Raw genomic sequence first — 24,490 nt, 5'->3', positions numbered from 1 at the left:
TCGGTGGTCGGGTGCAGAATCACCCTGTGACCAGGACCACTTACTTCACCGCCAGCACGCTCGACGGCTACCTCGCCGACGAGAACGACTCTCTCGAGTGGCTCTTCCGTCAGGACATCGACGAGCACGGCCCGATGAACTACGGCGACTTCATCGCGGACATCGGCGCGATCGTCATGGGAGCCACGACCTACGCCTGGGTCCTCGAGCACAACGCGTCGACCGGTGAGGCGTGGACGTACGACATGCCGGCCTGGGTGGTGACCCATCGAGACTTCGCGGACTCCGAGCACGACGTTCGATTCGCCGCCGGAGACGTCGCCGACCTCTGGCCGGCGATCGAGGAGTCCGCCGGCGGCAAGGACGTCTGGATCGTGGGGGGCGGTGATCTGGCAGCGCAGTTCGCCCAGGCCGGACACCTGGATCGGATCGTCGTCTCGATCGCGCCGGTCACCCTCGGCGCCGGCAGGCCGCTGTTCCCGCGTCGGTTCGATCTCCGACTCGTGGACTTCGCGCGCAACGGCGCGTTCCTCTGCGCGGAGTACGACGTCGTGGAACCGCACGCGCAGACCTGAGTCCTGTCATCATCTGTCCATGACAGCGGCGGGTCGCAGAGTGCGCGGTGTGGTCCTGGTGGCCGTGGTGATCGCCGCGTACGTCGCGGTGGTGCTCACCTACGCGCTGGGAAGCCCGCCGAACGGCCCCGACCTCCGTGAGGCCGCACCCGACGCCGCGCTCGTCTACCTCGACGTGGACACCGTCTCCGGTGAGAACTTCTCGCTCGACGCCCGCGTGTCCGTGTATCCGGGGACCGAGTTGACCGATGCCGACGGCAACCTGGTCGACGACCTGATCGTCGACGTGACGCCGACCGCGAGCGCCGGCACCCTGACGTTCCCCAGCGGGACTCGCGTGGGCCCGCTCCCGGTCTCCCTGTACGCGGACGGCGACATCCGGCGATGGCCGTTCGACACCTACGACGCGTCGTCGATCCAGGTGCGGGTGTTCTCCGGCGCCGTCGCGGACCGGCAGCCCGTACCCGCCGAGATCGTGGTGACCGACTCGCTCACGTCCTGGGCGGTGGAGGCCGTCGACATCGACTCCTCCTCGGCGCAGGCCTTCGACATCCGCGTCGGGCGCACGGTGGGCACCACGATCTTCGACATCGCGATCTGTGTGGTCCTGGTAGTGCTGCCGCTGTGCACGCTGTTCGTGTCGATCCAGACGCTGCGCCGCCGCAAGCAGTTCCTGCCGCCGATCATGACGTGGTTCGCGGTGACGCTCTTCGCGGTGCTGCCCATCCGCAACCTGTTCCCCGGCGCTCCGCCGATCGGGTCGTGGGTCGACTACACCGTGGTGCTGTGGGTGGTGGCGGGTCTGGTGACGGCGATGGTGCTCTACGTCGTCGCGTGGTGGCGCCAGGGCCCCTAGGTCGAGCGCGACCGGGGTGGGGCTCGTCCGCGCGTACCGTCGAGTCATGATCGAGCGGCTGAGGACGACGGTGACACAGGTGGCCGAGGCCGCACTGGGAATCGTGGGGGTTCGTGTGGGTACCGAGGAACCACCCCACACCACCGAGGCGCTCACGGGGGCCGTCGAGATTCGCCGATACGAACCCCGGATCGCGGCGGAGACCGTCGTGGACGCCGACGAGGAACGCGCGCGCAACGAGGGCTTCCGTCGGCTGGCCGGATACATCTTCGGCGGCAATCGGAGATCCGACTCGATCGCGATGACGGCTCCCGTTGCCCAGTCGGCGTCGCGCGGGCAGACCATCGCGATGACCGCACCCGTGTCGCGCGCCGCGAGCGACGAGGGATGGGTCGTCCGGTTCTTCATGCCATCGCGATGGACGATGGACACTCTCCCGGCGCCGAAGGATGATCGGGTGCGCCTGGTGGAGGTGCCGGCCGAGACGGTGGCGGTGCTGCGGTTCAGCGGTGACCGCGGTGCGCGGGCCGTGGCCGAGCGCACCACGGAGCTGCTGGAGATCCTGAAGTCCCGCGGCATCGACACGACCGGCGAGCCGATGTCCTGGTTCTACGACCCGCCCTGGACGGTGTCGTTCCGCCGCCGCAACGAGATCGCCGTTCCTGTCGCCCGATGATCAGACGCTGAAGCGGATCGCCTGTCCCGGCGCACACTGCGCAGCGGATCCGAGATCCGCCGACGCCACGACGGCGATCACCGGGTAGCCGCCGGTCACCGGATGGTCGACGAGGAACAGCACCGGCAGTCCCGACGGCGGCACCTGCAGTGCACCGGTCACCATGCCCTCGCTCGGGAGTTCGTCCTCCCGCGATCGCGACAGTGGCTCGGCGCCCTGGAGTCTCATGCCGACGCGGTCCGAATCCGTCCGCACCGTCCAAGGTTGGGCGAGCAGCAGGTCGAGCGCGTCGTCGGTGAACCGGTCCGCGCGCGGGCCGGGAATCACCCGCAGGGTCGTCCGGTGCTCGAACGGGTACGGATTCACGTCAGCCCGAGGCCAGTCCTCGGCGTCGTGACCGATCGGCAGCAGGGCGCCGGGCGCCACTCGCTCGGGTCCGATACCGGACAGGGAGTCGGTCGATCGGCTCCCCAGAACCCGGGGCACGTCGATGCCGCCGCGGACGGCGACGTACGTGCGCAGTCCCACCGGTGCCCAGTCGAGGCGGATCTCTGCGCCCGACCCCACCACGACCACGGCGCCGTGCCCCTGCGGTACGCCGTCCACCGTGAACGGGGTCGGAGCCCCCGTCACCGCCAGAACCACCTCGGTGCGTGCGCGCAGCACCAGTCCGCCGAGTGTCACCTCGAGCGTCGCGGCGTCGATCATGTTCCCCACCAACCGATTCGCTGCGTCGTGCGAGCGTCGATCGGCTGCGCCGGACGTGCCGACACCGAGCGAGGACCACCCGGTGCGTCCGCGGTCCTGCACAGTCGTCAGCGGCCCGGTCGCCAGTACCTCGAGCATCACGTCACCGCGCGGAACTGCACGCGCGTGCCGGGCGCGAGCAGCGCGGGGTCGTCCCGGTTCACGTCCCACAGCGCCGCGTCGGTGCTGCCGATGATCTGCCACCCGCCGGGCGACGAGGTCGGGTACACCCCGGTGTACTCGCCGGCCAGCGCCACGGATCCCGCCGGCACCGAGGTGCGCGGATCGGCGCGGCGCGGGATCGACAACGGATCGGATCCGACCAGGTAGGCGAAGCCGGGGGAGAAGCCGCAGAACGCGGCGGTCCACACCTGACCGGTGTGCATTGCGACGATGTCCAGTCCCGTTGTCGCACAGACCTCGTCGAGATCGGGCCCGTCGTATCGGACGTCGATCGTGATCGTCTCACCGGAGCGGCCGAGCACCTGCGCCGGTGGCGTCTCGCGGAGCCACGCCGACACCCGTGCGGGTTCCGCGTCCTCGGTGAGGATCACCAGCACGGTGGCGGCGGCGGGGATCATCTCGGCGATATCCGGGTGCCCGACGGCCCACCCGGCGTGGTGAGCCGCGACCGTGCGGACGTCGTCGAGATCGACCAGCAGGGCGCGGTCGCCCGCCGGGGCGATCCTCACGACACGAACGGGGTCAGGGTGACGCCGTTGCGGGACAACACCGCACGCACGGCCAGTGCCATGTCCACCGCGGCGGGGGTGTCGCCGTGCAGGCACACCGAGTCGGCGTTCACCGGCACCGTCACCCCGTCGACGGAGTCCACGACGCCCTCGGTGACCATCCGCAGCACGCGTCGTGCCACGGCGTCGACGTCGGACAGGACCGCACCGGGGTCGCGGCGGGAGACGAGGGTTCCCGCTGCCGTGTAGCCGCGATCGGCGAACGCCTCGGTGACGGTCCGCAGGCCCGCCCGCGCGGCGATCTCGAGGAAGGCCGAGCCGGGCAGCCCCAGGACGGGCAGGCCGGGGTCGTACGCGGCGACGGCGTCGACGACCGCCTGTGCCTGTACTCGGTGGTGCACGATCGTGTTGTACAGCGCTCCATGTGGTTTGACGTACCGCACGCGTCCGCCGACGGAGCGGGCCAGGCCGTCGAGAGCCCCGATCTGGTAGATCACGTCGGCGCGCAGGTCCTCCGCAGTGATGTCGAGGAAGCGCCTGCCGAAGCCCACGAGGTCCCGGTACCCCACCTGGGCGCCGATACGCACGTCGGACCGGACGGCGTCGGCGCACGTCCGCAGCAGCGTGGCCGGATCACCCGCATGGAAGCCGCACGCGATGTTGGCGCTGGTGACCACACGCAGCATCGCCGCGTCGTCACCGAGCGTCCAGGTGCCGAAGCCCTCGCCGAGATCGGAGTTCAGATCGACCATCCACACGAGGGTAACGGTCAGGCGTGGACGACGGTGCGGGACGGTGTGCGTCGACCGACCGCCCGGCAGACGAGGTAGATGACGAACGAGATGGTGGTGACGAAGGTCGAGACCGGCACCCCGGGAGCGAGCGAGAGCAGGATGCCGCCCACGGCCGCGACCTCGGCGAAGAGAATCGAGAGCCACGTCGCCGTGACGGGGTTGGCGGTGACGCGGGACGCCGCTGCCGCGGGCGTGATGAGGAGCGAGAGCACCAGCAGGGCGCCGACGATCTGGACGCCGAGCGCACACGCGACACCGACGAGGATCGCGAACACGATGGACAGCAGTCGCATCGGTACGCCGCGCGCCTCGGCGCCCTCGGGATCGGTGCTGGCGAACAGCAGGGGCCGGTAGACCACGAAGAGCACGACGATGACGACGAGCGCCACCGCGAGCAGCAGGCCGAGACCCGTGCTGCCGACGCCGACGATCTGCCCGACCAGCAGCGAGAAGCTGGTGCCGGTGCGGCCGGGATACGCCCACAGGAAGAGGACCGACAGGCCGAGCCCGAAGCTCATGATGACGCCGATGACGGAGTCACGTTCGCGCGCACGACGGCCCAGCAGGGCGAACAGGACCGCCGCGATGACGGATCCCAGGATGGCGCCGACCCCGACGGCCAACCCCACCAGCAGGGCCGCGGACGCGCCGGTGAGGGACAGCTCAGACGAGCCGTGGACGGCGAACGACCACTGTCGACTGACGATGAGGGGGCCGAGCGCCCCGGCGAGCACACCGAGGATCGCCGCGGCGATCAGCGCCTGCTGCACGAAGTCGTAGGTGAGGAGATCGGCCGTCGTACCGAAGTCGAATGCCTTGCTCAGGGCGTCGAGAACCTTGTCCATGCCTACTCCGACTCGTCCACGTGGTGCATGCCGCCGGCGCTCCCGAGGGCGTCCATGGCGTCTCCGGTACCGACGACCACCAGCCGCCCGCGGACGCGCAGGACCTCGACGTCGGTGTCGTACAGCTCGGAGAGCACCTCGGAGGTCATCACCTCCTCGGTGGTGCCGATGCGGAACTTGCCGTCGACGAGGTAGACCACCCGGTCGACGATCGGCAGGATCGGGTTGAGCTCGTGCGTCACGAACACCACCGAGGTGCCGTGCGAGCGCCGACGCTGGTCGATCAGGTGCGCGACGACCTGCTGGTTGGCGAGGTCGAGGCTCAGCAGCGGTTCGTCGCAGAGCAGCACGTCCGGATCGCCGACGAGTGCCTGCGCGACGCGTAGCCGCTGCTGCTCACCGCCGCTCATCTGCCCCAGCGGCGCGTCGGCGAACGCGTCCGCACCGACCGAGGCGACGGCGATGTCGACGGCCTCGCGACGGGCATGGCGCCCACGGAAGCCGATGCCCCAGCGGTGTCCGTCCCACCCCAGGCCGACGAAGTCGCGCCCGCGCAGCGGAACGCCCTCGTCGATGGCCTTCTGCTGGGGGATGTAGCCGACGGAGGATCGACCGCCGGCGATGGTCGCGGTGCCGGCGGTGAGGTGGGCCTGCCCGAGCAGCACCTTGAGGAGCGACGTCTTGCCGGAGCCGTTCGGGCCCAGCACGGCGACGAACTCGCCCGGTGCGACCTCGAGGTCGAGATCGGACCAGAGCACCCGGTCGCCGTAGGCGAGGGTGGCTCCGGTCAGTCGGACAGCGGTCACACGACCCCCAGCGCGTCGGCGAGATCCTGCGCCGCCGTGCGCTGCCATGAGACGTAGTCCTGCCCTGCGGGCAGGGTCTCGGTGACCTCGACGACGCGGATGCCGTTCTCTTCGGCGATGCGGCGCACGTCCTCGGTCACGGCGTCCTCCGTCTGAATGTTGTAGACCAGTACGTCGACGCCCTTGCCGGTGAACAGGTCACGCGTCGCGGCGACGGCGGCGGGCGAGGGATCGTTGCCCTCCTCGATCGCGTCCTCGAAGTCCTCGGGGGTCTTGTCGTCCACCCCGGCTCCTTCCAGCAGGTAGTGCGCGATCGGCTCCGTCTGAGCGACGGGTGCGCCAGGCTTCTGCTGGGCGATGCGATCCGTGATGTCGGTGATCTCGTGGATGTCGTCGTGGAACGCCTCGGCGTTCTCGGTGTAGTAGGCCGCGTTGTCGGGGTCGACCTTACCGAGTTCGGTGGCGATCGCCTCGGCGGTGGCCGCCGCGATCTCCGGGTCGTACCAGACGTGCTCGTTGGTCTCGCCCGAATGGTCGTGGGCACCCGCCTCGTCGGCATGGTCGGCGTCGTCCGCGTGCCCCTCGAGCAGCGAGTACGCGTCGACGGAGGGCACGTCGCCCGCGGAGCCGAGCACGTCGTCGACGAACTCGTCGTAGCCGCCGCCGTTGTACACGACGAGCGAGGCCTCGGACAGTGCCGCGGCGTCGCCGGGGCTGGCCTCGTAGGAGTGCGGATCCGCGGACGGATCCGAGATGATCGCCGTGACGTCCGCTCGGTCTCCGACGACGGCCTCGGCGACCGAGCCCCACACGTTCGTCGACGCGACGACGGTGGGCCGACCGGACTCGGCCGTCGCGGTGTCGTCGGAGCTGCATCCCACCAGGGCGGTCGCCGTCAGGGCGGTCATACCCAGGGCGGTGACGAGCGTGCGGAGGGGAATTCGGGCGGGTGCGTACACGAGGGGTGCTCCTGGGTCGGTCGAACGTTATCGTTAATGGAAACCGTTGTCGTGACCTTACCGCCCCACCACCCCGACGGCGAAACCGTGCCGGAGCCGACGTGCGCGACCCCGACCGGATACCGTCTCTTCATGGCGAGGTCGACGGAACCGCGACGGATGGCCACGCTCGCGTCGCTGGCCGCCGAACTGAACGTCTCGCGCACCACCGTGTCCAACGCCTACAACCGCCCGGACCAGCTCTCACCCGAGATGCGGGAACGTGTGCTCGACGCGGCCAGGGCCCGCGGTTATCCGGGGCCCGATCCGGTCGCCCGCTCGCTGCGCACCCGGCGCGCCGGTGCGGTGGGGCTCGTCCTCACCGAGGCGCTCAGCTACTCGTTCTCCGATCCCGCCGCCGTGCAGTTCCTCACCGGCCTCGCCGAGTCGTGCGAGCGGGCCGGACGCGGTCTGCTGCTCATTCCCGCGGGGCCCGCCTCGACGCCGGAGGACGCCGCGGCCGTCGTGCAGCAGGCGGGGGTCGACGCATTCGTCGTCTACTCGGTGTCCGACGACGATCCGCACCTGACGGCGGTCCGTGACCGTCATCTGCCGACGGTCGTGTGCGACCAGCCTCGGGACGCGGAGGACACCTCGCTCGTCGGAATCGACGACAGGGTGGCGATGCGACGGATGGCCGAGGAGGTGCTCGCGAGGGGCCACACTCGCATCAGCGTGGTCTGCATGCGGCTGCGCCGCGACCGGCACGACGGACTCGTCGATCCGGAACGCCGGAGCGGCATCACCTTCCATGTCCAGCGCGAGCGTCTCGCCGGCATCCGCGACGCGATGATCGCGGCCGGCGTCGATCCCGACATCGTGATCGTCGAGCGCTTCGACCACACGCGGGAGGCCGGACGGTCGGCGGCCGCCGAGGCGCTCCGGGCGGCGCCGGACACCACCGCGCTGGTGTGCACGTCCGACGTGCTGGCTCTGGGTGCGCTCGATCACTGTGCCGCGCAGGGTGTCTCGGTACCCGAACAGATGTCGGTCACCGGTTTCGACGGGGTCGACGAGGCGCGCCGCATCGGCCTGACGTCGGTCCAGCAGCCGGTCCTCGAGAAGGGTCGGCTCGTCGGTGAGATCGTGCTGGGCGTCAGCCATTCCGGGGTGGACCGGACCGAGCACCTCCCGACGCATCTGCTCGCCGGGGTGACGCTCGGCCCGGTGCGGACCGGCTAGCGGGCCAGCAGCTGGGCGCAGCGCAGCAGGCCGAGGTGGCTGTAGGCCTGCGGGTGGTTGCCCAGCGAGCGCTCGGCCACGGGGTCGTACTCCTCGCTCAGCAGGCCCGTCGGGCCTGCCGCGGCGACGAGCTGGGTGAAGAGCGCTTCGGCCGGAAGTCGCTGCCCGATCAGAAGATACGCCTCGACGAGCCAGGCGGCGCACAGGTGGAACCCGCCCTCGCCACCGGGGAGGCCGTCGTCGTGGTGGTAGCGGTACACCGTGGCGCCGCTGCGCAACTCGGCCTCGGTCGCGGTGACCGTCGCCGCGAAGCGCGGGTCGCTCGGATCGATGAGACCGGACAGGCCGATGTGCAGGGTGGCCGCATCGAGATCGGTTCCGCCGTACGCGGCCGTGAAGGACTGCGCCTCGTCGCTCCAGCCCTTGTCGAGCACCTGACGACGGATGACGTCACGCAACGTGCTCCAGCCGAGTTGCGCCTCGCGGCCGTATGCCTCGGCCAGAGTGATGGCGCGATCGACGGTGAGCCAGCACATCACCTTGGAGTAGACGTGGTGGCGCGGGTTGCCGCGGATCTCCCAGATGCCGTTGTCCGGCTCGGACCAGCGTCGCTCGACGGCGTCGACCATGGCGCACACCAGGTCCCAGTCCTGATCGGTGAGCACCTCGGCGTTCGCGGTGACGCCGCTCGCGGTGCGGGCGCGTGCCAGTGTCGCGATGAGATCGACGATGGGTCCGAAGACGTCGAGCTGCACCTGCTGGTTGGCCGCGTTGCCCACCCGCACGGGGCGGGATCCCGCGTACCCGGGCAGGGCGTCGATGACGGCCTCGGGCGGCAGCGACTGCCCCCACAGCGTGTAGAGCGGGTGCAGGCGTTCCGGTCCGGGGACGGTCTCGAGCACGTCGTGCACCCAGTGCAGGTAGTTCTCCGCCTCGGACAGCGAGCCCAGGGACACCAGCGCGGACGCCGTCAGGGCCGCGTCGCGCAGCCAGCAGTAGCGGTAGTCCCAGTTGCGGACACCGCCGATCTCCTCGGGCAGCGACGTCGTGGCCGCGGCCATGATCGACCCGGAGTCGGCGTGCACCAGCCCGCGCAGGGTGAGCGCGGACCGCTTCATCAGATCGGGCTTGAGCTGGGGGAGGGTCAATCCGGCCGCCCAGTCGTGCCAGTAGGACTCGGCCTCGGCGCGACGCTCGGCTTCGGGCACCTCGGACGGGCCCAGATCCGACGTCCCGCAGCGCAATTCGAGGATCACGGGACCGGTGGACGGATCGATCTCCGCCCGCGCGGTCTCCTGGCCGTGCTCGCTGGTGACGGTCCAGGTGATGCCCGGCGCGCGCAGCACCATCGGGTCGTTGGTGCCGAACACGCGGAGGCCGTCGTCCTCGGCCTCGAGCCGGACGCGTGCCTGCCCGAACTCGGGGCGCGGCGCGAACGTGACCACGGCCTTGGCCTTGCCGGTGATCACGCGGGTGAAGTCGGTGCGATCGCTCGGCACGTCGTGCGCGAGGTAGTCGTCGACCTGCAGGCTGGCCCAGCGGGTCTGCACCGTCATGGTGCTGTCGATGTACTGCTGGCTCAGCGGGAGGGACGGACGCAGTGGGCCGACGGTGAAGTGGCCCGCCTCGTCGCCGCCGAGCAGGTGTGCGAAGACGGCGGCGGAGTCGGGTTCGGGGTGACACAGCCACGTGAGGCCGGCCTCGGGCGTCAGGAGTGCCACCGATCGTGGGCTCGCCATCATGGTGAGACGCTCGATGCGCGGGGCGTCCGCACCGGAGAGCCAGGTGCGGCGCTCCTCCAACAGGAACGCGAGCGCCGCGGCCACCTGCTCGAGGGTGTCGACGCGGTAGCCGGCGAGCGACTCACCGTCGCCGACCTTGACGCCGATGTCCGGCCCGTGCAGCCGTCGGAACGCCTTCTCGTCGGTGACGTCGTCGCCGAAGAAGACGGCGGCGGAGGCGCCGCCCTGGTGCCGCAGGATGTCGAGGGCCTGGCCCTTGTCGGTCGCGATGACGGCGAGCTCGATCACGGACTTGCCCTCGGTGACCTGCACGCCGTCCCAGGTGGCTGCGCCCGCACGGACCTCGTCGAGGGCGCGCTGTCCGGCCTCGGGGTCGGCGTTGCGCACGTGCAGAGCGGCGCTGGCGGGCTTGGTCTCGACGCTGATGTGCGCGCCGCGGGACGCGACCGTGCGGAGCTCGGCGACCACGCGCTCGAGCAGTGCCGTCGCCTCGCCGCCGAGCTCGGTGACGAAGCCGGCGTCGAACTCGGACCCGTGGCTGCCCACGAGCTGTACCTCGACGGGCAGGCGGGAGAGGATCGCCAGGTCACGCAGCGCGCGCCCCGAGATCACAGCAGCCTGGGTGCCGTCGAGACCGGCGAGAGCGCGGAGTGCGCGGACCGATTCGGGCAGCGGAAACGCCTTCTGCGGGTCGGAGACGAACGGCGCCATGGTGCCGTCGTAGTCGGAGGCGACCAGCAGTCTCGGCACCCGCGCGACGCCGACGAGGGCGCGGCGAAGGTCGAGGGGGAGGTCCACAGCGCTCACAGCGCACGACCTGGACGGTGACCGGGGCTTCTCACTCGGTCAAACCTAGGCGACGGGGGCCCTGCTCGCCTCATCGGGGAGAGAGGTCCGAGGAGCGGCCGCGAGGGTGTCTGTGACTCGCGATGACTGGAAATCGTGTGTCACGACTATTCGCATTAACTTTTTGGACGATTGTTCGTAATGTAATACTGAGAGCGTGACGTCGCATACGAGGCGAACAACGAGGAGCGTCATGTCGAAGCCCGTCCAGTTACCCGAGCCGATTGCCACGACGTGGGAGTGGCAGTTGAACGGTTTGTGCCGCGGTATGGATTCTGCCGTCTTCTTCCATCCGGAAGGTGAACGGGGACATAAGAGAACAGCCCGCGAGGAGCAGGCCAAACGGGTCTGCGAGCAGTGCCCCGTGCTGATGCGGTGCCGTGATTACGCGGTGGCCGCCGGTGAGCCGTACGGCGTCTGGGGTGGTTTGTCGGCGCCCGAGCGGATGCTGGGAAATGCGCTTTCCGATCAGCGCGCAATCGGTTGAACAGATGAATTCACGGTGATCGAAAACTGCACGAAGCTTGAATTGGTGGACATTATCCGACGCGGTGCCTGTACAGCGTAAAGCTCTTCGGGTGTTCCCCTCGGACGGCGCCCGGTCTACCGTGATTCGCATGTGCCGAAACATCACCGAACTGCGCGGCCTCGAGCCTGCGGCGACGGACGAGGAGATCGAGGCGGCCGCGCGTCAGTACGTGCGCAAGGTCAGCGGACTCCGCACACTGTCGGACGCGAACCGGGACGCCTTCGAGACCGCCGTGGCCGAGGTCACCGCGTCGACCACCCGGTTGCTGAGCGTGCTCCCGCCCCGCAAGCAGCCGCCGCAGACGGTGCCGCCGCTACGCCGCCTGGCGCACGCGCACCCTCACTGACCCAGGGGATCGTGCTGGACGTTCTGCATCGGCGTCCCCACCTTGCGCAGTGCGTACAGGGTGGTGCGCACCATCGACGGTGACCCACACACCTGGATCTGCCGATCGGCCCACGATCCGAACCGCGTGACCACCTGCCCGAGCTTGCCCACCATGGTGTGGTTCATGCCCGGCGGGAACTCGCGCGCCGGACCGGGCCGCCACCACGGCTCCTCGGGCTGCTCCACGACCGGCACGATGGTGAGCCACGGGTTGGTGCGTGCCAGGTTCCACAGCGTGTCCAGGTCGTAGAGGTCGCTCGGATACTCGCCGCCCACGAACAGATGCACCCGCGGATTACGGCTCCGCATCGCCATGTCCATCAGCTGCGCACGCAGGGGGGCGATGCCGGTGCCACCCGCGATCATGAGCACGTCCTCGCTGCCAGGCGACGTGTCCACACTGAGTCCGCCCAGCGGCGGCCCGAGCAGCCAGCGGTCGCCCACCGTGGTCTCCGAGACGATGGCCGGACTCACCCAGCCGGCCGACACCCGCCGGACGTGGAACTCGATGCCGCGGTAGTCGTTGGGTGCGATCGCGGGGGAGAGGTACCGCCACATCCGTGGACGCTGCGGGATCTGCACGCTGAGGTACTGGCCGGCGGCGAAGGGAATGTCGGCGTCCGTCTGCAGGCGCACGATCGCGAGGTCGTCGAGCACGCGATGGTGCTCGACCACCGTCGCTCCCCAGTACGGCGGCAGGTCCTCGGTGTCGGCCCCGACGGCCATCGAGTTGCAGATCATCGACACCACGCGGCGCCACGCCGCGTCGGTCTCGTCTGTCCAGACGTTCGGGTCCGCCGTGGTGCGGAACGCGTCGACCAGCGCGTTCTGGGCGGCGAGAAAGTGCGCGCCGGTCAGGCCGTGCTTGCGGTGGTCACGCCCGAGTTGATGCAGGAAGGGCAGGAAGTCGCGGTCGTCGAGGTGCCGGACGACGTGGTCGACGGCGCGCAGGAGGCGGTGCCGCTGCTGATCCATGGCGGCGGGGAAGAAGCCGCGGAAATCGGGGTACTCGGCGAACAGCCGAGCGTAGAAGGCGCCGGCCACGGTGTCCGCGCCGTCGTCGGACAGCGCGGAGGCAACTCCGGCGCGCACTCGCGCCAGGGCCTGCGGGTCCAGCAATGGGCACCTTCGATGGTCGTGGCGGGTGACGGGTTCGTGCGCGAGTGGTGTGTCCGAGAGTAGTGGTCGTGTCCGGTCACGGCCAGCGCGCTGGGCGGCGCCCTCCTGCGTGGTGGGGCGGCAACAAACTTGAGCGGAATAGACTCAAGTCGACTAAGGTTGTTCTCGTCGACACACCCGTTCGACCCGAAGGAAGGTGACCGGTGGACTCGTTCACTCCCACCACGAAGACCCAGGCAGCGTTGACCGCTGCACTGCAGTCGGCATCCGCAGCGGGCAACCCGGACATCCGGCCGGCTCACCTGCTCGTCGCACTGCTCGACCAGACGGACGGCATCGCCGCGCCGTTGCTGAAGGCTGTCGGCGTCGACCCGAGCGCGATCCGCTCGCAGGCGCAGACTCTGGTGGACCGTATGCCGTCGGCCACCGGCTCCACCACCCAGCCGCAGCTCGGACGTGACGCGCTGGGCGCGATCACCGCCGCTCAACAGCTGGCCACCGAACTCGACGACGAGTACGTCTCGACCGAGCACCTGGTGGTCGGACTCTCGACGGGCGATTCCGATGTCGCGACGCTGCTCCAGAGGAACGGGGCGACACCGGCGGCGCTGCGCGAGGCGTTCACCACCGTGCGTGGCAGTGCCCGCGTCACGAGCCCGGACCCGGAGGCGACGTACCAGGCTCTGGAGAAGTACTCGACCGACCTCACCGAGGCCGCACGCAGCGGCAAGCTCGATCCGGTCATCGGTCGCGACACCGAGATCCGTCGTGTGGTGCAGGTGCTCTCGCGCCGTACCAAGAACAACCCGGTGCTCATCGGTGAGCCCGGCGTCGGCAAGACCGCGATCGTCGAGGGCCTCGCGCAGCGCGTCGTCGCCGGCGACGTCCCGGAGAGCCTGCGCGGCAAGACCGTCGTGTCGCTCGACCTGGGATCGATGGTCGCGGGCGCCAAGTACCGCGGTGAGTTCGAGGAGCGGCTCAAGGCCGTGCTCGACGACATCAAGAACTCGGCCGGCCAGGTCATCACGTTCATCGACGAGCTGCACACCATCGTCGGTGCGGGCGCGACGGGCGAGTCCGCCATGGACGCGGGCAACATGATCAAGCCGATGCTCGCGCGTGGTGAGCTGCGGTTGGTGGGCGCCACGACGCTCGACGAGTACCGCAAGTACATCGAGAAGGACGCCGCACTCGAGCGCCGGTTCCAGCAGGTGCTGGTCGGTGAGCCGTCCGTGGACGACGCGGTCGGCATCCTGCGCGGCCTCAAGGAGCGGTACGAGGTGCACCACGGTGTGCGCATCACAGACTCCGCCCTGGTCGCCGCCGCCACACTGTCGGATCGCTACATCACCTCACGGTTCCTGCCGGACAAGGCCATCGACCTCGTCGACGAGGCCGCGTCCCGCCTCCGCATGGAGATCGACTCGCGTCCGGTCGAGATCGACGAGATCGAGCGTGTCGTGCGCCGACTCGAGATCGAGGAGATGGCGCTGGCCAAGGAGACCGACGACGCGTCGAAGACCCGTCTCGAGAAGCTGCGCGGTGAGCTGGCGGACAGCAAGGAGAAGCTGGCCGAACTGAGCACGCGCTGGCAGAACGAGAAGAACGCCATCGATTCGGTGCGCGACCTCAAGGAGCAGCTCGAAGCGCTGCGCGGCGAGTCCGAGCGGGCCGAGCGCGACGGTGATCTGGGCAAGGCCGCGGAGCTGCGCTACGGACGCATCCCGTCGCTGGAGAAGGAGCTCGCGGAGAAGACCGCGGCCACCGTTCCCCAGGGTGACGTGATGTTGAAGGAAGAGGTCGGCCCGGACGACGTCGCCGACGTGGTCGCGGCGTGGACCGGTATCCCCGCGGGCCGGATGCTCGAGGGTGAGACGGCGAAGCTCCTCCGGATGGAGGACGAGCTGGGCAGGCGTGTCGTCGGTCAGGACGACGCGGTCCAGGCCGTGTCCGACGCGGTGCGCCGCGCTCGTGCCGGGGTGTCCGATCCGAACCGGCCCACCGGGTCGTTCCTGTTCCTCGGACCGACGGGCGTCGGCAAGACAGAGCTCGCGAAGTCGTTGGCGGACTTCCTGTTCGACGACGAGCGTGCCATGATCCGCATCGACATGAGCGAGTACAGCGAGAAGCACTCGGTGGCTCGACTGGTCGGTGCCCCGCCCGGATACGTCGGGTACGAGGCCGGTGGTCAGCTCACCGAGGCCGTGCGTCGTCGGCCGTACACGGTGGTGCTGTTCGACGAGGTCGAGAAGGCGCACCCGGACGTGTTCGACATCCTGCTCGCCGTGCTCGACGAGGGCCGTCTGACCGACGGCCAGGGCCGGACGGTGGACTTCCGCAACACGATCCTGATCCTCACCTCGAACCTCGGTGCGGGTGGCGACAGGGACCATGTGATGGCGGCGGTGCGCAGCGCGTTCAAGCCGGAGTTCGTGAACCGGCTCGACGACGTGGTCGTCTTCGACGCCCTGAGCGAGGAGCAATTGCAGTCCATCGTCGACATCCAGCTGCTGCAACTGCAGCGCCGCCTGTCGGCTCGTCGACTCACGCTGGACGTCACGCCGTCGGCCCGGTTCTGGTTGGCCGTACGGGGTTACGACCCGCAGTACGGCGCCCGGCCGCTGCGTCGACTCATCCAGCAGGCCATCGGCGATCAGTTGGCCAAGCTGTTGCTGGCGGGCAAGGTCGTCGACGGTGACACGGTCACGGTGGACACGTCGGAGGACGGTGCGACGCTCGAGCTGAGCTGAGATCGACGCGTCAACCGTGCACGTGAACATCGATCGTCCACTCGGGCAACGGGTCCGGATAGCCTCTCCAGGCGTCCGGGCCCGCTGCCGTCTCCGCGTCCGTCAGGAGCGCGGTGTCGAGAAGATCGCGGATCAGGTGTGCGCGCAGTCGGACCCCGATGATCACGATCTCCTGCCCCGCCGGAACCTCGATCTCCCGCCAGGGCTGCGCGCCGTCGATGGTGAGTGTCGGGCCCGCCTGTGACCACACCGCAGCCTGGTCGGGTCGCGAGGCGATCCAGCAGAAACCCTTGCTGCGCAGCACACCCTGCAACCGGTCGAGTATCCGGTCCAACCGCGCCGGGTGAAACGGGCGATCAGCTGTGTAGACGAAGCTCGAGATGCCGAACTCCTCGGTCTCCGGCACGTGTGTGCCGATCAACTCGTCGTCCCATCCCGGTGCGTGCAGCGCGGCGTCGGGATCGTAGAGGCCGGTGTCGAGAATGCGGGCGGGGTCGACGACTCCCTTCACCGTGCGCACCACGTCGGCACGTGGATTCAGCCGTCGCACAGCGGTTTCGGTGGCGCCGGCGAGCGCGTCGGACACCAGATCCGTCTTGCTGACGAGGACGACGTCGGCGAACTCCACCTGGTCCACCAGAAGGTCCGAGATGGATCGTTCGTCACCCTCGGCGACATCGAGGTCACGCTCGTCGAGCGTGTCCCCTCGGGAGATCTCGGTGAGGAAGGTCGTCGCGTCCACGACCGTCACCATCGTGTCCAGTCGGGCCAGGGTGCCGAGGCTGACGGGGGAGTCGCGGTCGGCACCGTCGAAGACCCAGTCGAACGATGCCGCGACGGGCAGGGGCTCGGAGACACCTGTCGATTCGATCAGCAGGTAGTCGATGTCGCCTGCCGACGCCAGCGTGCCCACGGCCTCGATGAGGTCGTCGCGAAGCGTGCAGCAGATGCAGCCGTTGGTGAGTTCGACCAGCCGCTCCTCGGTGCGGACCAGCGTGGTCGACCCGGTGACCGACCCGTCGATGAGCCTCGCGTCGATGTTGATCTCGCTCATGTCGTTCACGATGACCGCGACCCTGAGACCCTGCCGGTTCGCGAGCACGTGTTCCAGGATGGTGGTCTTGCCGGCGCCGAGGAAGCCGGACAGGACGGTGACGGGGAGCAGAGGTGCCATGCCGTAATGATAATCATTGTCATTAAGCAGTCGGGTGGGGGGTGTCCCTCACGAGCAGTTCCGAGGCGGGTGCGGGGCGGCCGAGCAGGTACCCCTGCACCAGATCCGCTCCCACCTCGCGCGCCGTGGCGAGTTCCTCGGCGGTCTCCACGCCCTCGAAGATGCAGACGGCACCGATCTCCCGCGAGAACGTGACGATGCTGACGGCGGCGGCGCGGCGCATGGGGTCGGTGTCGATGCCGCGCACGATCGAGGCGTCGAGTTTGACCACGCCGGGACGTAGTTCCACCAGTTGGCGCAGACCCGAGTAGCCGGTTCCCACGTCGTCCACCGAGATGAGGACGCCCGCCGAGCGCAACATCTCGACGGCGACGCCCATCCCGTCGTAGTCGTCGATGCGGTCGTGTTCTGTCACCTCCACGATCCAGCGCCTGCCCCTGTCGCCGCGCCCGATCAGGTCCGCGGCGAGATCGCTGGACAGGATGGTGTCCGCCGAGGTGTTGACCGCCACGAACGCGCCCGATGGCAGCACGCTGGACGCGGTGATCGCCGCGTGGATGGCACTGAGTTCGAGGTCCACGCGCAGGCCGACGGTCGACGCGTCGGTGAACCACGTCTGCGGAGAGCCGTACCCGTCGGGGAATCGCGACAACGCCTCGTAGCCGACGACGGCTCCCGTGTCGGTGGTGCAGACGGGCTGGAAGACGATGCTCGGGCCGCCCGACGCGATGAGCGCCGCGATGCGGTCGCGCAGGTCCGCCGACGCGGACGCCCGACTGGCGTGGCGACGCTGCATCGTCGCCTCCGCGCGCGTCATCAGGTGGTGCAGCGTGGTGCCCACGTCGGCATGCGGATCGACGGTCTCCGCCACCGAGCCCGTCAGAACCGTGACCGGTGCGCTGCGCAGAGGGGTGCTCTCGAGTCCGGTGGCCAGATCTCGCATCGCGCGATCGGCGGAACCGTCCGGACCGACGAGAAGTACACACAGGAACTGCGAGGTGCTCAACCGTGCCGCGACGGCGTCCGCCGGAGCCTCGGTGGTGAGCCGCTCGGCGATCTCCTCGAGCACCTCCCGGCCCGAGCCGCGGCCGAAACGCTGCTCGACGTCCGCGAAGTCGGCGATCTCGACGAAGACGCCGAGAGCGGTGCGGCGACTCTGCACGGACTGCGATTGCGACGTCACCCGGTTGTAGAGCCCGCGTCGCGTCAGCAACCCCGTGAGTGGATCACGTTGCGAGGCCTCGACCTGTCGGCGGAGGTAGGAGACGTACATGCGGATGACGAAGGGCGTGGCGAACATGCTCATCAGCGCGAGCGTGCGTGACAGCACGAGCCAGATCTCCGTGCCCTGCTCGACCGAGACGGCGGCGAGCACGACGAGCAGGCCGCAGGAGAACGCGACATGCAATGTGAGGGTGAGGGTGTCGGTGAACGCCGCTGCGAACAGGGAGACCAGCACCAGTACGGCGCATGCCGGCATCGACAGGAACGCGGAGTCGTACATCGTCACGACGGTGAGCACGCCGACGTCGGAATAGACGACGTAGGCGGTCTCGAAGTGCCTCGGACGCGTGGTCGTGAACCAGGCGACCGCGACGGGAACGGTCGTGGCGGAGAACAGAAGTATCCACACCGCGCCGCCCGGTCGGAGGGCGTCGGAGGGCAGGAGCAGCAGGCCGGCGACGCCGACGAGCACCGTGATGCCCGCGATGACGGCGCGAGATCGTTCTGCTGGTCTCGGCGTCAACGCGAGAAACGACAGAACCGGATCAGGACTGATCCGCTGTGATCTCACGACGACTCGTTTCGACGGTCTGCGGCGCCGGAGTGCGCTGGGAATCAGCACACTCCGACGTCAGACTACCGGCGGCGAGTTCGTGCTGCGGCCAGAACCGAGTCGGCGGCGGGCTTCCACGGCATGCAGATCGCGACGGCCACGGCGCACGCCAGGCACGCGGACACCGTGACGTACGAGGCGAACTGGAATCCCTCGAGGCTTGCGGACTTCATCGCCAGAATCAGTTCCGCCTTCTGCTGTTCGAACAGCGACGGCGTGGGACGCTTCGCCATCTCGATCACCGCGATGACGGTTTCGGACGCGAAACCCTTCTCGCCGTCCGTCATCAGCGACGAGGGCACCGCATCGACCAAGGGGGTGACCCGCGCGGAGTAGACCGAGGCGACGATCGAACCCAGTACCGCCACACCGAGTGTGCCGCCGATCTCGCGTGTCGTGTCGTTGACCGCCGACCCGGCGCCTGCGCCGTCCAGGTCGACCGCGGACATGATGGAGTCGGTCGCGGGTCCCTGGACGACGGCCAGTCCCAGCCCCATGAGGACCATCGACAGCAATACCGGTCCGACGTAGGGCGTGTCCACGGTGGTCTGGCCGGCGATGGCCATCCCCGTGCTGACGATGAGCAGACCCAGCACGATGACGGCGGTGGCACCGAAGCGCTGAGCGATCAGCGTGGCGATCGGTGCGCCCACGCCCACGGCCACCGCGAACGGCAGTGAGTGCAGGCCGAACTCGAGCGGTGAGTACTCGCGGACGCCCTGGAAGTACTGGGTGATCATGAACAGGAAGCCGAACATGGAGAAGTAGCCGACGGCGATCGACAGGGCCGGGAGCGAGAAGCGACGGTTCGCGAACAGAGTCAGATCGAGAACCGGAGCGGCTGTGCGCTTCTCCCACGCGAGGAAGCCGGCGATCGCCACGGCGGAGAGCGCGTAGCCGGCGAGGGAGGTGGCCGACAGCCATCCGCGATGCGGGGCCTCGATGATCGTCCACACCAGTGCCGTGATCGCCACCAGTGAGGACACGAGTCCGACGACGTCGAAGCGGCCGACGTGCTCGGCGCGCGACTCCGGGACCAGAACCCGAGCGGCGAGGGCCACGACGAGTGCCACGGGCACGTTGATCCAGAAGACCGAGTGCCACGAGAAGTGTTCCAGCAGATAGCCACCCGCGGTCGGACCGATCGCGATGGCGAAGCCGGCCATGGCCGTCCAGGCGGCGATGGCCAGTGCCTTCTCACGGGGGTCGGTGAAGATGGTGATGATCATGGCCAGCGTCGCCGGGAACACTGCCGCCGCGAAGACGCCCATGACGGCGCGTGCCGCGATGACCTGGCCGAGGTCACTCGACAGCGCCCCCACCACAGACAGCGCCGCCACCCCGAGCAAACCGATGATCATGACGCGGCGGCGTCCGTACCGATCGCCGAAGTGCCCGAGCGCCAACAGGAAGCCGGCGAACGTCAGTGTGTAGGCGTCGACCACCCACTGCAGGCCGGACATCGAGGTCTGGAGCTCGACGCCGATGGACGGCAGCGCGACGTTGACGATGGTGTTGTCGAGGACTACCAGCAACTCGGCCGCGCAGATGACGAGGAGCGCCAGCGCGCGGCCTCGCCCTGACAGCGAGGTGGTGGGTGGTGCCTGATGCAGTGCCATGGAACCCCGCTCCGTCGGTTCTATGCGGTGGAGCATAGAAGATGGACAGAAGGTAACTGTGTCGCTGCGTCACGGTCAATCGAGTGTGGTGGCCGTCACGCTCGGGTCAGTCGACGGGGGCGACCCGGACATTCGTGGTACGGCTGGACGCAGATGTCGATCAGATACTCGACCATCGAGGGGGTACGGCAACTGCTGCAGTTCGCCGATCACCTCGAGGTGGTGGAGCCGCACGAGGCGCGGACACGCGTCGCGGAACTCGCGGCAGACCTCGCTCGTCGACATTTCTGACGGTGTCGGTGGCTCCTGTTATCTTCGTACACATGTTCGAGTCGGGGTGGGCGCAGCAGAATCCGGAGGCCATGGGCCTTCCGGTGGCGCTGACCGATGCGTCGATCGAGGAGGCTCTGGACACCGTCGTTCACGCGACCGCCGGCCTCGGCTTCCTGGAGTGGACTCGCTACCGGGCGGCCGCGCACCTCCACGCCCTGATCGTCGCGCCGGTCGAGGCCTCGGACCGCCGACGCCTGGACGCGGCGACACAGTGCGCCGCCCGCATCGCCACCGTGCTGTCCGTCAGTCAGGGTGCCGCCGACGGCATTCTCTTTCGCGCCCTCGTGTTGCGCGATCGCCTGCCGCGTGTCGCAGAGTGTCTGCGGGACGGGCTGCTCGCGCCGAAACACCTGCACACCATCGTCACTCGTACCGATCTGGTGGACGGCCGCGACTACGCCGACGAGGTCGACGCCGAGATCGCTGCCGCCCTTCGGCGTCGCCGTTCGTGGTCCGACACCCGGCTGCGGGACATGGTCGACTGCATCGTTCATCGTCATGATCCTGATGCGGTGCGCGAGAGGCGCATCAAGGCCAAGGAGAATCGCTCCTTCTGGGTCGAGAACGCTCCCGACGGCATGGCGGCCGTCGGTGCCACCCTGGCGGCCGAGGACGCGCTGCTCGTCGCAACCCGTGTCGAGGCTCTTGCTGCGAACGTCTGCTCGCGCGATCCGCGCAGCCGCAACGCTCGCGCGTCCGACGCACTGTTCGCGCTCGTCACCGGCACCGGATTCAGTTGTCAGTGCGGCGATCCCACGTGCACACACACGGAGACCGACCCCGACTCGATCAGCGCGACCACCGTCGTCGTGCACGTGGTCGGTGACGCGGCCACCCTGGATACGTCAAGTCCCGACAGTTCGCCACCCGATACCGCCTCGGACACCTCCGGCCGCTCCGGCTTCCTTCACGGTCACGGTGTCATCTCGCCCGACCACCTGCGGGATCTGGCGGACCGTTCCGATGCCGTGCGTCGACCGATGGATGCGACGCCCGCAGCCCATCAGCCGGCCGACCCGTATCGGCCCAGCGCGGCACTCGAGACGTTCGTCCGTGCCCGGGACCAGTACTGCACGTGGCCCGGATGCAACAACCCGGCGGTGACGGCGGACCTCGACCACGTGACCGAGTACGACCACGACGACCCGGCCGCCGGTGGACAGACCACGGCGGTGAATCTCAACGGCAAGTGCCGTTTTCACCACACTCTGAAGACGTTCACCGACTTCCTCGACGATCAGTACCCCGACCCGGAGCTACCCGGCAGAGTCCTCTCGACCGTCACCACCCCGGAGGGTCGCACCGTTCCCGGTCCGGCTCACAACGGATACGACCTCCACCCGGAACTGGCCGACGTCACCTTCGACGACCCAGTGGTGCACCCGCCGCCCGGGACCGAGTCGCCACCGACGAGACGACGCACTCGCCTTGCGGGCCGTTCATGCGCGGCGACGCGCTGAACGGGCACGCAACCGCCGAGCTCGAGAAGCCGCAGCGATCGACGACCCGCCACCGTTCTGAACGACGGTGGCGGGGCTGTCAGACGCGCGCGGATTCGGCGGCGGTCACGCGTCGCTGACGCAGCACACCGGCCACCACGGTGACCGCTGCCAGCACCGCGGAGAAGCCGATGGCCGTCCGCTGCTCCGGCATGATCACCATCATCACGAGGACGACGACGATGAAGCCGATCGCCAGATACGTCAGCCACGGATACAGCCACATGCGCACCGGAGGTCGGCGACCCTCCCGGTCGAGCGTGCGCCGCAACACCAACTGGCTGGCCGCGATGGCGAGGTACACGAAGAGAGCCACGGCACCGGTGGTCGCGAGCAGGTACCCGAACAGTTTCTCCGGCAGCGCGTAGTTGCCGACGACGGCCACGAATCCTAGTGCGGTGGAGGCCAGTACGGCGACGTAGGGCACGCCGCGGCTCGATGCCTTGCGTACCGCCGCGGGGGCGTCGCCACGCTCGGACAGCGAGAACAACATGCGGCTCGCCGTGTACAGCGCGGAGTTCAGGCACGAGGCGACGGCGGTGAGGATGACGACGTCCATGATGCGGTCCGCGTGCGGAATGTTCATCTGCCCCAACACGAACTGGTACGAGCCGGTCTCGGCGTCGAGCTCCGCGGCCGGCACCAGGGCGACGACGATGAAGATCGAGCCGAGGTAGAAGATCATGATGCGCCAGATCACCGAGTTGACCGCGCGGGTGATGCCCTTCTTCGGATCGGGCGACTCCGCGGCGGCGATGGTGACGATCTCGGTGCCCATGAACGAGAACATCGTCGTGAGCATGGCGGCGATGACGGCACCGAAACCGAAGGGCATGAACCCGCCGTCCGACCACAGGTGCGATACCCCGCTGACGTCGCTGCCCGGCAGCAGACCCAGGATCGCGAGCACGCCGAGCGCGATGAACCCGATGATCGCGACCACCTTGATGAGCGCGAACCAGAACTCGAACTCGCCGTAGTTGCCCACGCTCAGCAGGTTGGTGACGGTGAGGATCAGCGTGATGGCGAGCGCCCAGATCCACTGGTCACCGCCGATCCACGACGACATGATCAGCGCACCGGCCGTGGCCTCGACCGGGATGACCAGCACCCAGAACCACCAGTAGAGCCACCCGACGGAGAACCCGGCCCAATGGCCGAGCGCGCGGGTCGCATACGTGGAGAACGACCCGGTGTCGGGGTTGGCGGTCGCCATCTCCCCGAGCATGCGCATCACCAGGACGACGAGGATGCCGGCGAACAGATACGACAACAGCACGGCGGGGCCGGCCAGGTTGATCGCGGTCGCGGATCCGACGAACAGTCCGGCGCCGATGACACCGGCGATCGAGATCATGGTGATGTGACGTGGTTTCAGGCTGGTTCCCAGAGCGCCGGGTTGTCCGGTCGCGCTGACTGGGTCCGCGTCCTTGTTGTCGATCGACATGTCAGTTCTCCTCGTGAGATGCGAACCTTCCGAGTCGATCACAACGGTCGGTTCGGTGCCCGGCGCACGGCACATCTCGTCCGATTTGCCCGGTCTTTTCGGGGACTATCCTGAGGTCATGACGACGCCGACCGGACCGCGCGACAACGACGACTCGGCTCGCGACCGCGACCAGCCGACGGAGTACCTCGGCACTCCCGGTCACACGTCGGATCCGGGCCAGGCCTACGGGCAGTCCGGTTACAACCCGACCGAGGCGCTCCCGGCAGGCGACTGGTACGCCCAGCAACCGCCGTACGAGCAGGGCTACCCCCAGCAGCAGCAGTATCCGACTCAGGGCTACCCGGCACAGCAGGGTCATCCGCAGCAGCAGGGCTACCCGACACAGGGCTATCCCCAGTACCAGCAGCCCCCGTACCAGCAGCCCCCGTACCAGCAGAACCAGTACCAGCAGAACCAGTACGGCGAGGCGCCCTTCCTCGAGAACGGCGACAGCAAGCCCCCGCGCGGTCCGAAGACCACACTCATCGTCGTGGCGGCGCTCGTCGTGATCGCACTCATCGGCACCGGGGCCTATCTGCTGTACGACTCGACGTCGTCCTCGCGCACCGCGGCGCCGGCCATCACGCCGCGCTCCGCCCCGCCCACGACCACGGCGCCGCCGTCGACGAGCGTCCCGCCGCTGGGCTCGCTGCCGGGTCTGGAGCAGATTCCCGGGGGAGTGGGGGAGGCGCTGGGGTCTCAGGGGGCCTCCGTGGGCACGATCATCTCGAACGACGGCACCACCATCGTCATGGACGGGATCGGCGGGTCCACCGTCACTGTGGTGACGAACGCGAACACGCAGATCCTCGCACTCGGCGCCGCCACGGTGGCGGACCTCGCGCCCGGCACCTCGATCGTGGTGCAGGGCACCCCGCTGGCCGACGGGTCCATCACCGCCGAGGTCATCGTCAGCGCCGGTATCGGCTTCAACTGACGCTGGGGCGTCGACCGACACCACCGAACGAGAGACACCCTCCCCCGCACAGGCGGGG

At 68.9% G+C, this 24,490-nt stretch carries 22 protein-coding genes; 10 read left to right on the top strand and 12 right to left on the bottom strand.

What is annotated here, in order from left to right:
* The first annotated feature begins 26 nt into the window (after positions 1 to 26).
* From QE397_RS17835 to QE397_RS17825, 3 genes are read left to right on the top strand one after another with little or no spacing between them, the layout of a single operon-like run.
* Positions 27 to 575: a dihydrofolate reductase family protein gene (locus QE397_RS17835; RefSeq protein ID WP_307096457.1), complete on the top strand. Its 549-nt coding sequence runs from the start codon at positions 27 to 29 to the stop codon at positions 573 to 575.
* 19 nt (positions 576 to 594) lie between these two features.
* The gene (locus QE397_RS17830) at positions 595 to 1,431 is read left to right on the top strand and encodes a DUF4436 family protein (RefSeq protein WP_307096455.1); all 837 of its coding nucleotides are present in this window, start codon (positions 595 to 597) and stop codon (positions 1,429 to 1,431) included.
* A 46-nt stretch (positions 1,432 to 1,477) separates the two neighbouring features.
* Complete coding sequence (locus tag QE397_RS17825) at positions 1,478 to 2,107, top strand: heme-binding protein (protein WP_307096453.1); 630 nt, start codon at positions 1,478 to 1,480, stop codon at positions 2,105 to 2,107.
* Here QE397_RS17825 and QE397_RS17820 read toward each other — a convergent pair whose 3' ends face one another.
* From QE397_RS17820 to QE397_RS17795, 6 genes are read right to left on the bottom strand one after another with little or no spacing between them, the layout of a single operon-like run.
* Positions 2,108 to 2,953, bottom strand: coding sequence for a biotin-dependent carboxyltransferase family protein (locus tag QE397_RS17820; RefSeq protein ID WP_307096450.1), 846 nt, complete (start codon positions 2,951 to 2,953; stop codon positions 2,108 to 2,110). It abuts the gene before it with no gap.
* Positions 2,953 to 3,540 (bottom strand): allophanate hydrolase subunit 1, encoded by a 588-nt coding sequence (locus tag QE397_RS17815; protein ID WP_373425302.1) that lies wholly within the window; start codon positions 3,538 to 3,540, stop codon positions 2,953 to 2,955. The genes QE397_RS17820 and QE397_RS17815 overlap by 1 nt, the downstream gene beginning before the upstream one ends.
* A 2-nt stretch (positions 3,541 to 3,542) precedes the next feature.
* Positions 3,543 to 4,298, bottom strand: coding sequence for a 5-oxoprolinase subunit PxpA (locus QE397_RS17810; protein ID WP_027506440.1), 756 nt, complete (start codon positions 4,296 to 4,298; stop codon positions 3,543 to 3,545).
* A 17-nt stretch (positions 4,299 to 4,315) separates the two neighbouring features.
* Entirely contained in the window at positions 4,316 to 5,185 is an 870-nt protein-coding gene (locus tag QE397_RS17805; protein ID WP_027506439.1) for a metal ABC transporter permease, read from the bottom strand.
* A 2-nt stretch (positions 5,186 to 5,187) separates the two neighbouring features.
* The gene (locus QE397_RS17800) at positions 5,188 to 6,039 is read right to left on the bottom strand and encodes a metal ABC transporter ATP-binding protein (protein WP_307096446.1); all 852 of its coding nucleotides are present in this window, start codon (positions 6,037 to 6,039) and stop codon (positions 5,188 to 5,190) included.
* Positions 5,988 to 6,899: a metal ABC transporter solute-binding protein, Zn/Mn family gene (locus QE397_RS17795; protein ID WP_222633240.1), complete on the bottom strand. Its 912-nt coding sequence runs from the start codon at positions 6,897 to 6,899 to the stop codon at positions 5,988 to 5,990. The genes QE397_RS17800 and QE397_RS17795 overlap by 52 nt, the downstream gene beginning before the upstream one ends.
* A gap of 183 nt (positions 6,900 to 7,082) precedes the next feature.
* Here QE397_RS17795 and QE397_RS17790 point away from each other — a divergent pair, with 183 nt between their 5' ends.
* Positions 7,083 to 8,171 (top strand): LacI family DNA-binding transcriptional regulator, encoded by a 1,089-nt coding sequence (locus QE397_RS17790; protein WP_056444302.1) that lies wholly within the window; start codon positions 7,083 to 7,085, stop codon positions 8,169 to 8,171.
* On the opposite strand, the gene otsB is transcribed toward QE397_RS17790, so the two are convergent.
* On the bottom strand, positions 8,168 to 10,720 hold the full coding sequence (otsB, locus tag QE397_RS17785; protein ID WP_307096442.1) for a trehalose-phosphatase: 2,553 nt from the start codon (positions 10,718 to 10,720) through the stop codon (positions 8,168 to 8,170). The two genes, QE397_RS17790 and otsB, sit on opposite strands and share 4 nt — an antisense overlap.
* Before the next feature lie 232 nt (positions 10,721 to 10,952).
* On the opposite strand from otsB, the gene QE397_RS17780 reads away from it, so the two are divergent.
* The gene (locus QE397_RS17780; protein WP_027506434.1) at positions 10,953 to 11,246 is read left to right on the top strand and encodes a WhiB family transcriptional regulator; all 294 of its coding nucleotides are present in this window, start codon (positions 10,953 to 10,955) and stop codon (positions 11,244 to 11,246) included.
* Positions 11,247 to 11,376: 130 nt separating this feature from the next.
* On the top strand, positions 11,377 to 11,634 hold the full coding sequence (locus tag QE397_RS17775) for a DUF2277 domain-containing protein (RefSeq protein WP_027506433.1): 258 nt from the start codon (positions 11,377 to 11,379) through the stop codon (positions 11,632 to 11,634).
* On the opposite strand, the gene QE397_RS17770 is transcribed toward QE397_RS17775, so the two are convergent.
* Positions 11,628 to 12,791 carry a globin domain-containing protein gene (locus QE397_RS17770; RefSeq protein WP_307097619.1) on the bottom strand — a complete coding sequence of 388 codons (1,164 nt, stop codon included), beginning with the start codon at positions 12,789 to 12,791 and terminating at the stop codon, positions 11,628 to 11,630. The two genes, QE397_RS17775 and QE397_RS17770, sit on opposite strands and share 7 nt — an antisense overlap.
* A gap of 206 nt (positions 12,792 to 12,997) precedes the next feature.
* On the opposite strand from QE397_RS17770, the gene clpB reads away from it, so the two are divergent.
* Entirely contained in the window at positions 12,998 to 15,544 is a 2,547-nt protein-coding gene (clpB, locus tag QE397_RS17765) for an ATP-dependent chaperone ClpB (RefSeq protein WP_307096439.1), read from the top strand.
* A gap of 10 nt (positions 15,545 to 15,554) precedes the next feature.
* Here the strand turns inward: clpB and QE397_RS17760 are convergent, their stop codons facing one another.
* The 3 genes from QE397_RS17760 to QE397_RS17750 form a co-directional block, all read right to left on the bottom strand.
* Positions 15,555 to 16,718, bottom strand: a complete 1,164-nt coding sequence (locus QE397_RS17760) for a GTP-binding protein (protein ID WP_307096437.1) — start codon at positions 16,716 to 16,718, stop codon at positions 15,555 to 15,557.
* Between the two features lie 22 nt (positions 16,719 to 16,740).
* Positions 16,741 to 18,513, bottom strand: coding sequence for an EAL domain-containing protein (locus QE397_RS17755; RefSeq protein WP_307096435.1), 1,773 nt, complete (start codon positions 18,511 to 18,513; stop codon positions 16,741 to 16,743).
* Between the two features lie 65 nt (positions 18,514 to 18,578).
* Complete coding sequence (locus QE397_RS17750) at positions 18,579 to 20,174, bottom strand: MFS transporter (protein ID WP_037186303.1); 1,596 nt, start codon at positions 20,172 to 20,174, stop codon at positions 18,579 to 18,581.
* Between the two features lie 153 nt (positions 20,175 to 20,327).
* Here QE397_RS17750 and QE397_RS17745 point away from each other — a divergent pair, with 153 nt between their 5' ends.
* Positions 20,328 to 20,465: a hypothetical protein gene (locus tag QE397_RS17745; RefSeq protein WP_307096433.1), complete on the top strand. Its 138-nt coding sequence runs from the start codon at positions 20,328 to 20,330 to the stop codon at positions 20,463 to 20,465.
* 32 nt (positions 20,466 to 20,497) lie between these two features.
* Positions 20,498 to 21,967, top strand: coding sequence for an HNH endonuclease signature motif containing protein (locus tag QE397_RS17740; RefSeq protein WP_307096432.1), 1,470 nt, complete (start codon positions 20,498 to 20,500; stop codon positions 21,965 to 21,967).
* Between the two features lie 79 nt (positions 21,968 to 22,046).
* Here the strand turns inward: QE397_RS17740 and QE397_RS17735 are convergent, their stop codons facing one another.
* Complete coding sequence (locus tag QE397_RS17735; RefSeq protein WP_307096430.1) at positions 22,047 to 23,453, bottom strand: amino acid permease; 1,407 nt, start codon at positions 23,451 to 23,453, stop codon at positions 22,047 to 22,049.
* A gap of 118 nt (positions 23,454 to 23,571) precedes the next feature.
* Between QE397_RS17735 and QE397_RS17730 the strand changes: the two genes are divergently transcribed.
* Entirely contained in the window at positions 23,572 to 24,432 is an 861-nt protein-coding gene (locus tag QE397_RS17730; protein ID WP_307096427.1) for a hypothetical protein, read from the top strand.
* Positions 24,433 to 24,490: the final 58 nt, after the last annotated feature.

Source organism: Rhodococcus sp. SORGH_AS_0301, assembly GCF_030818285.1.
GTDB lineage: Bacteria > Actinomycetota > Actinomycetes > Mycobacteriales > Mycobacteriaceae > Rhodococcoides.
This window is presented reverse-complemented; position numbering and strand designations above follow the sequence as displayed.

Excerpts from the sequence above, each read along its gene's own strand:
- QE397_RS17750 (WP_037186303.1), bottom strand. The coding sequence starts at position 20,174 with ATGGCACTGCATCAGGCACCACCCACCACCTCGCTGTCAGGGCGAGGC.
- QE397_RS17830 (WP_307096455.1), top strand. The coding sequence starts at position 595 with ATGACAGCGGCGGGTCGCAGAGTGCGCGGTGTGGTCCTGGTGGCCGTG.
- QE397_RS17820 (WP_307096450.1), bottom strand. The coding sequence starts at position 2,953 with ATGCTCGAGGTACTGGCGACCGGGCCGCTGACGACTGTGCAGGACCGC.
- QE397_RS17810 (WP_027506440.1), bottom strand. The coding sequence starts at position 4,298 with ATGGTCGATCTGAACTCCGATCTCGGCGAGGGCTTCGGCACCTGGACG.
- QE397_RS17825 (WP_307096453.1), top strand. The coding sequence starts at position 1,478 with ATGATCGAGCGGCTGAGGACGACGGTGACACAGGTGGCCGAGGCCGCA.
- QE397_RS17760 (WP_307096437.1), bottom strand. The coding sequence starts at position 16,718 with ATGGCACCTCTGCTCCCCGTCACCGTCCTGTCCGGCTTCCTCGGCGCC.
- QE397_RS17735 (WP_307096430.1), bottom strand. The coding sequence starts at position 23,453 with ATGTCGATCGACAACAAGGACGCGGACCCAGTCAGCGCGACCGGACAA.
- QE397_RS17745 (WP_307096433.1), top strand. The coding sequence starts at position 20,328 with ATGTCGATCAGATACTCGACCATCGAGGGGGTACGGCAACTGCTGCAG.
- QE397_RS17805 (WP_027506439.1), bottom strand. The coding sequence starts at position 5,185 with ATGGACAAGGTTCTCGACGCCCTGAGCAAGGCATTCGACTTCGGTACG.
- QE397_RS17790 (WP_056444302.1), top strand. The coding sequence starts at position 7,083 with ATGGCGAGGTCGACGGAACCGCGACGGATGGCCACGCTCGCGTCGCTG.
- QE397_RS17780 (WP_027506434.1), top strand. The coding sequence starts at position 10,953 with ATGTCGAAGCCCGTCCAGTTACCCGAGCCGATTGCCACGACGTGGGAG.
- QE397_RS17740 (WP_307096432.1), top strand. The coding sequence starts at position 20,498 with ATGTTCGAGTCGGGGTGGGCGCAGCAGAATCCGGAGGCCATGGGCCTT.
- QE397_RS17800 (WP_307096446.1), bottom strand. The coding sequence starts at position 6,039 with ATGGCAGCGCACGGCGGCGCAGGATCTCGCCGACGCGCTGGGGGTCGT.
- QE397_RS17775 (WP_027506433.1), top strand. The coding sequence starts at position 11,377 with ATGTGCCGAAACATCACCGAACTGCGCGGCCTCGAGCCTGCGGCGACG.
- QE397_RS17730 (WP_307096427.1), top strand. The coding sequence starts at position 23,572 with ATGACGACGCCGACCGGACCGCGCGACAACGACGACTCGGCTCGCGAC.
- QE397_RS17795 (WP_222633240.1), bottom strand. The coding sequence starts at position 6,899 with ATGACCGCCCTGACGGCGACCGCCCTGGTGGGATGCAGCTCCGACGAC.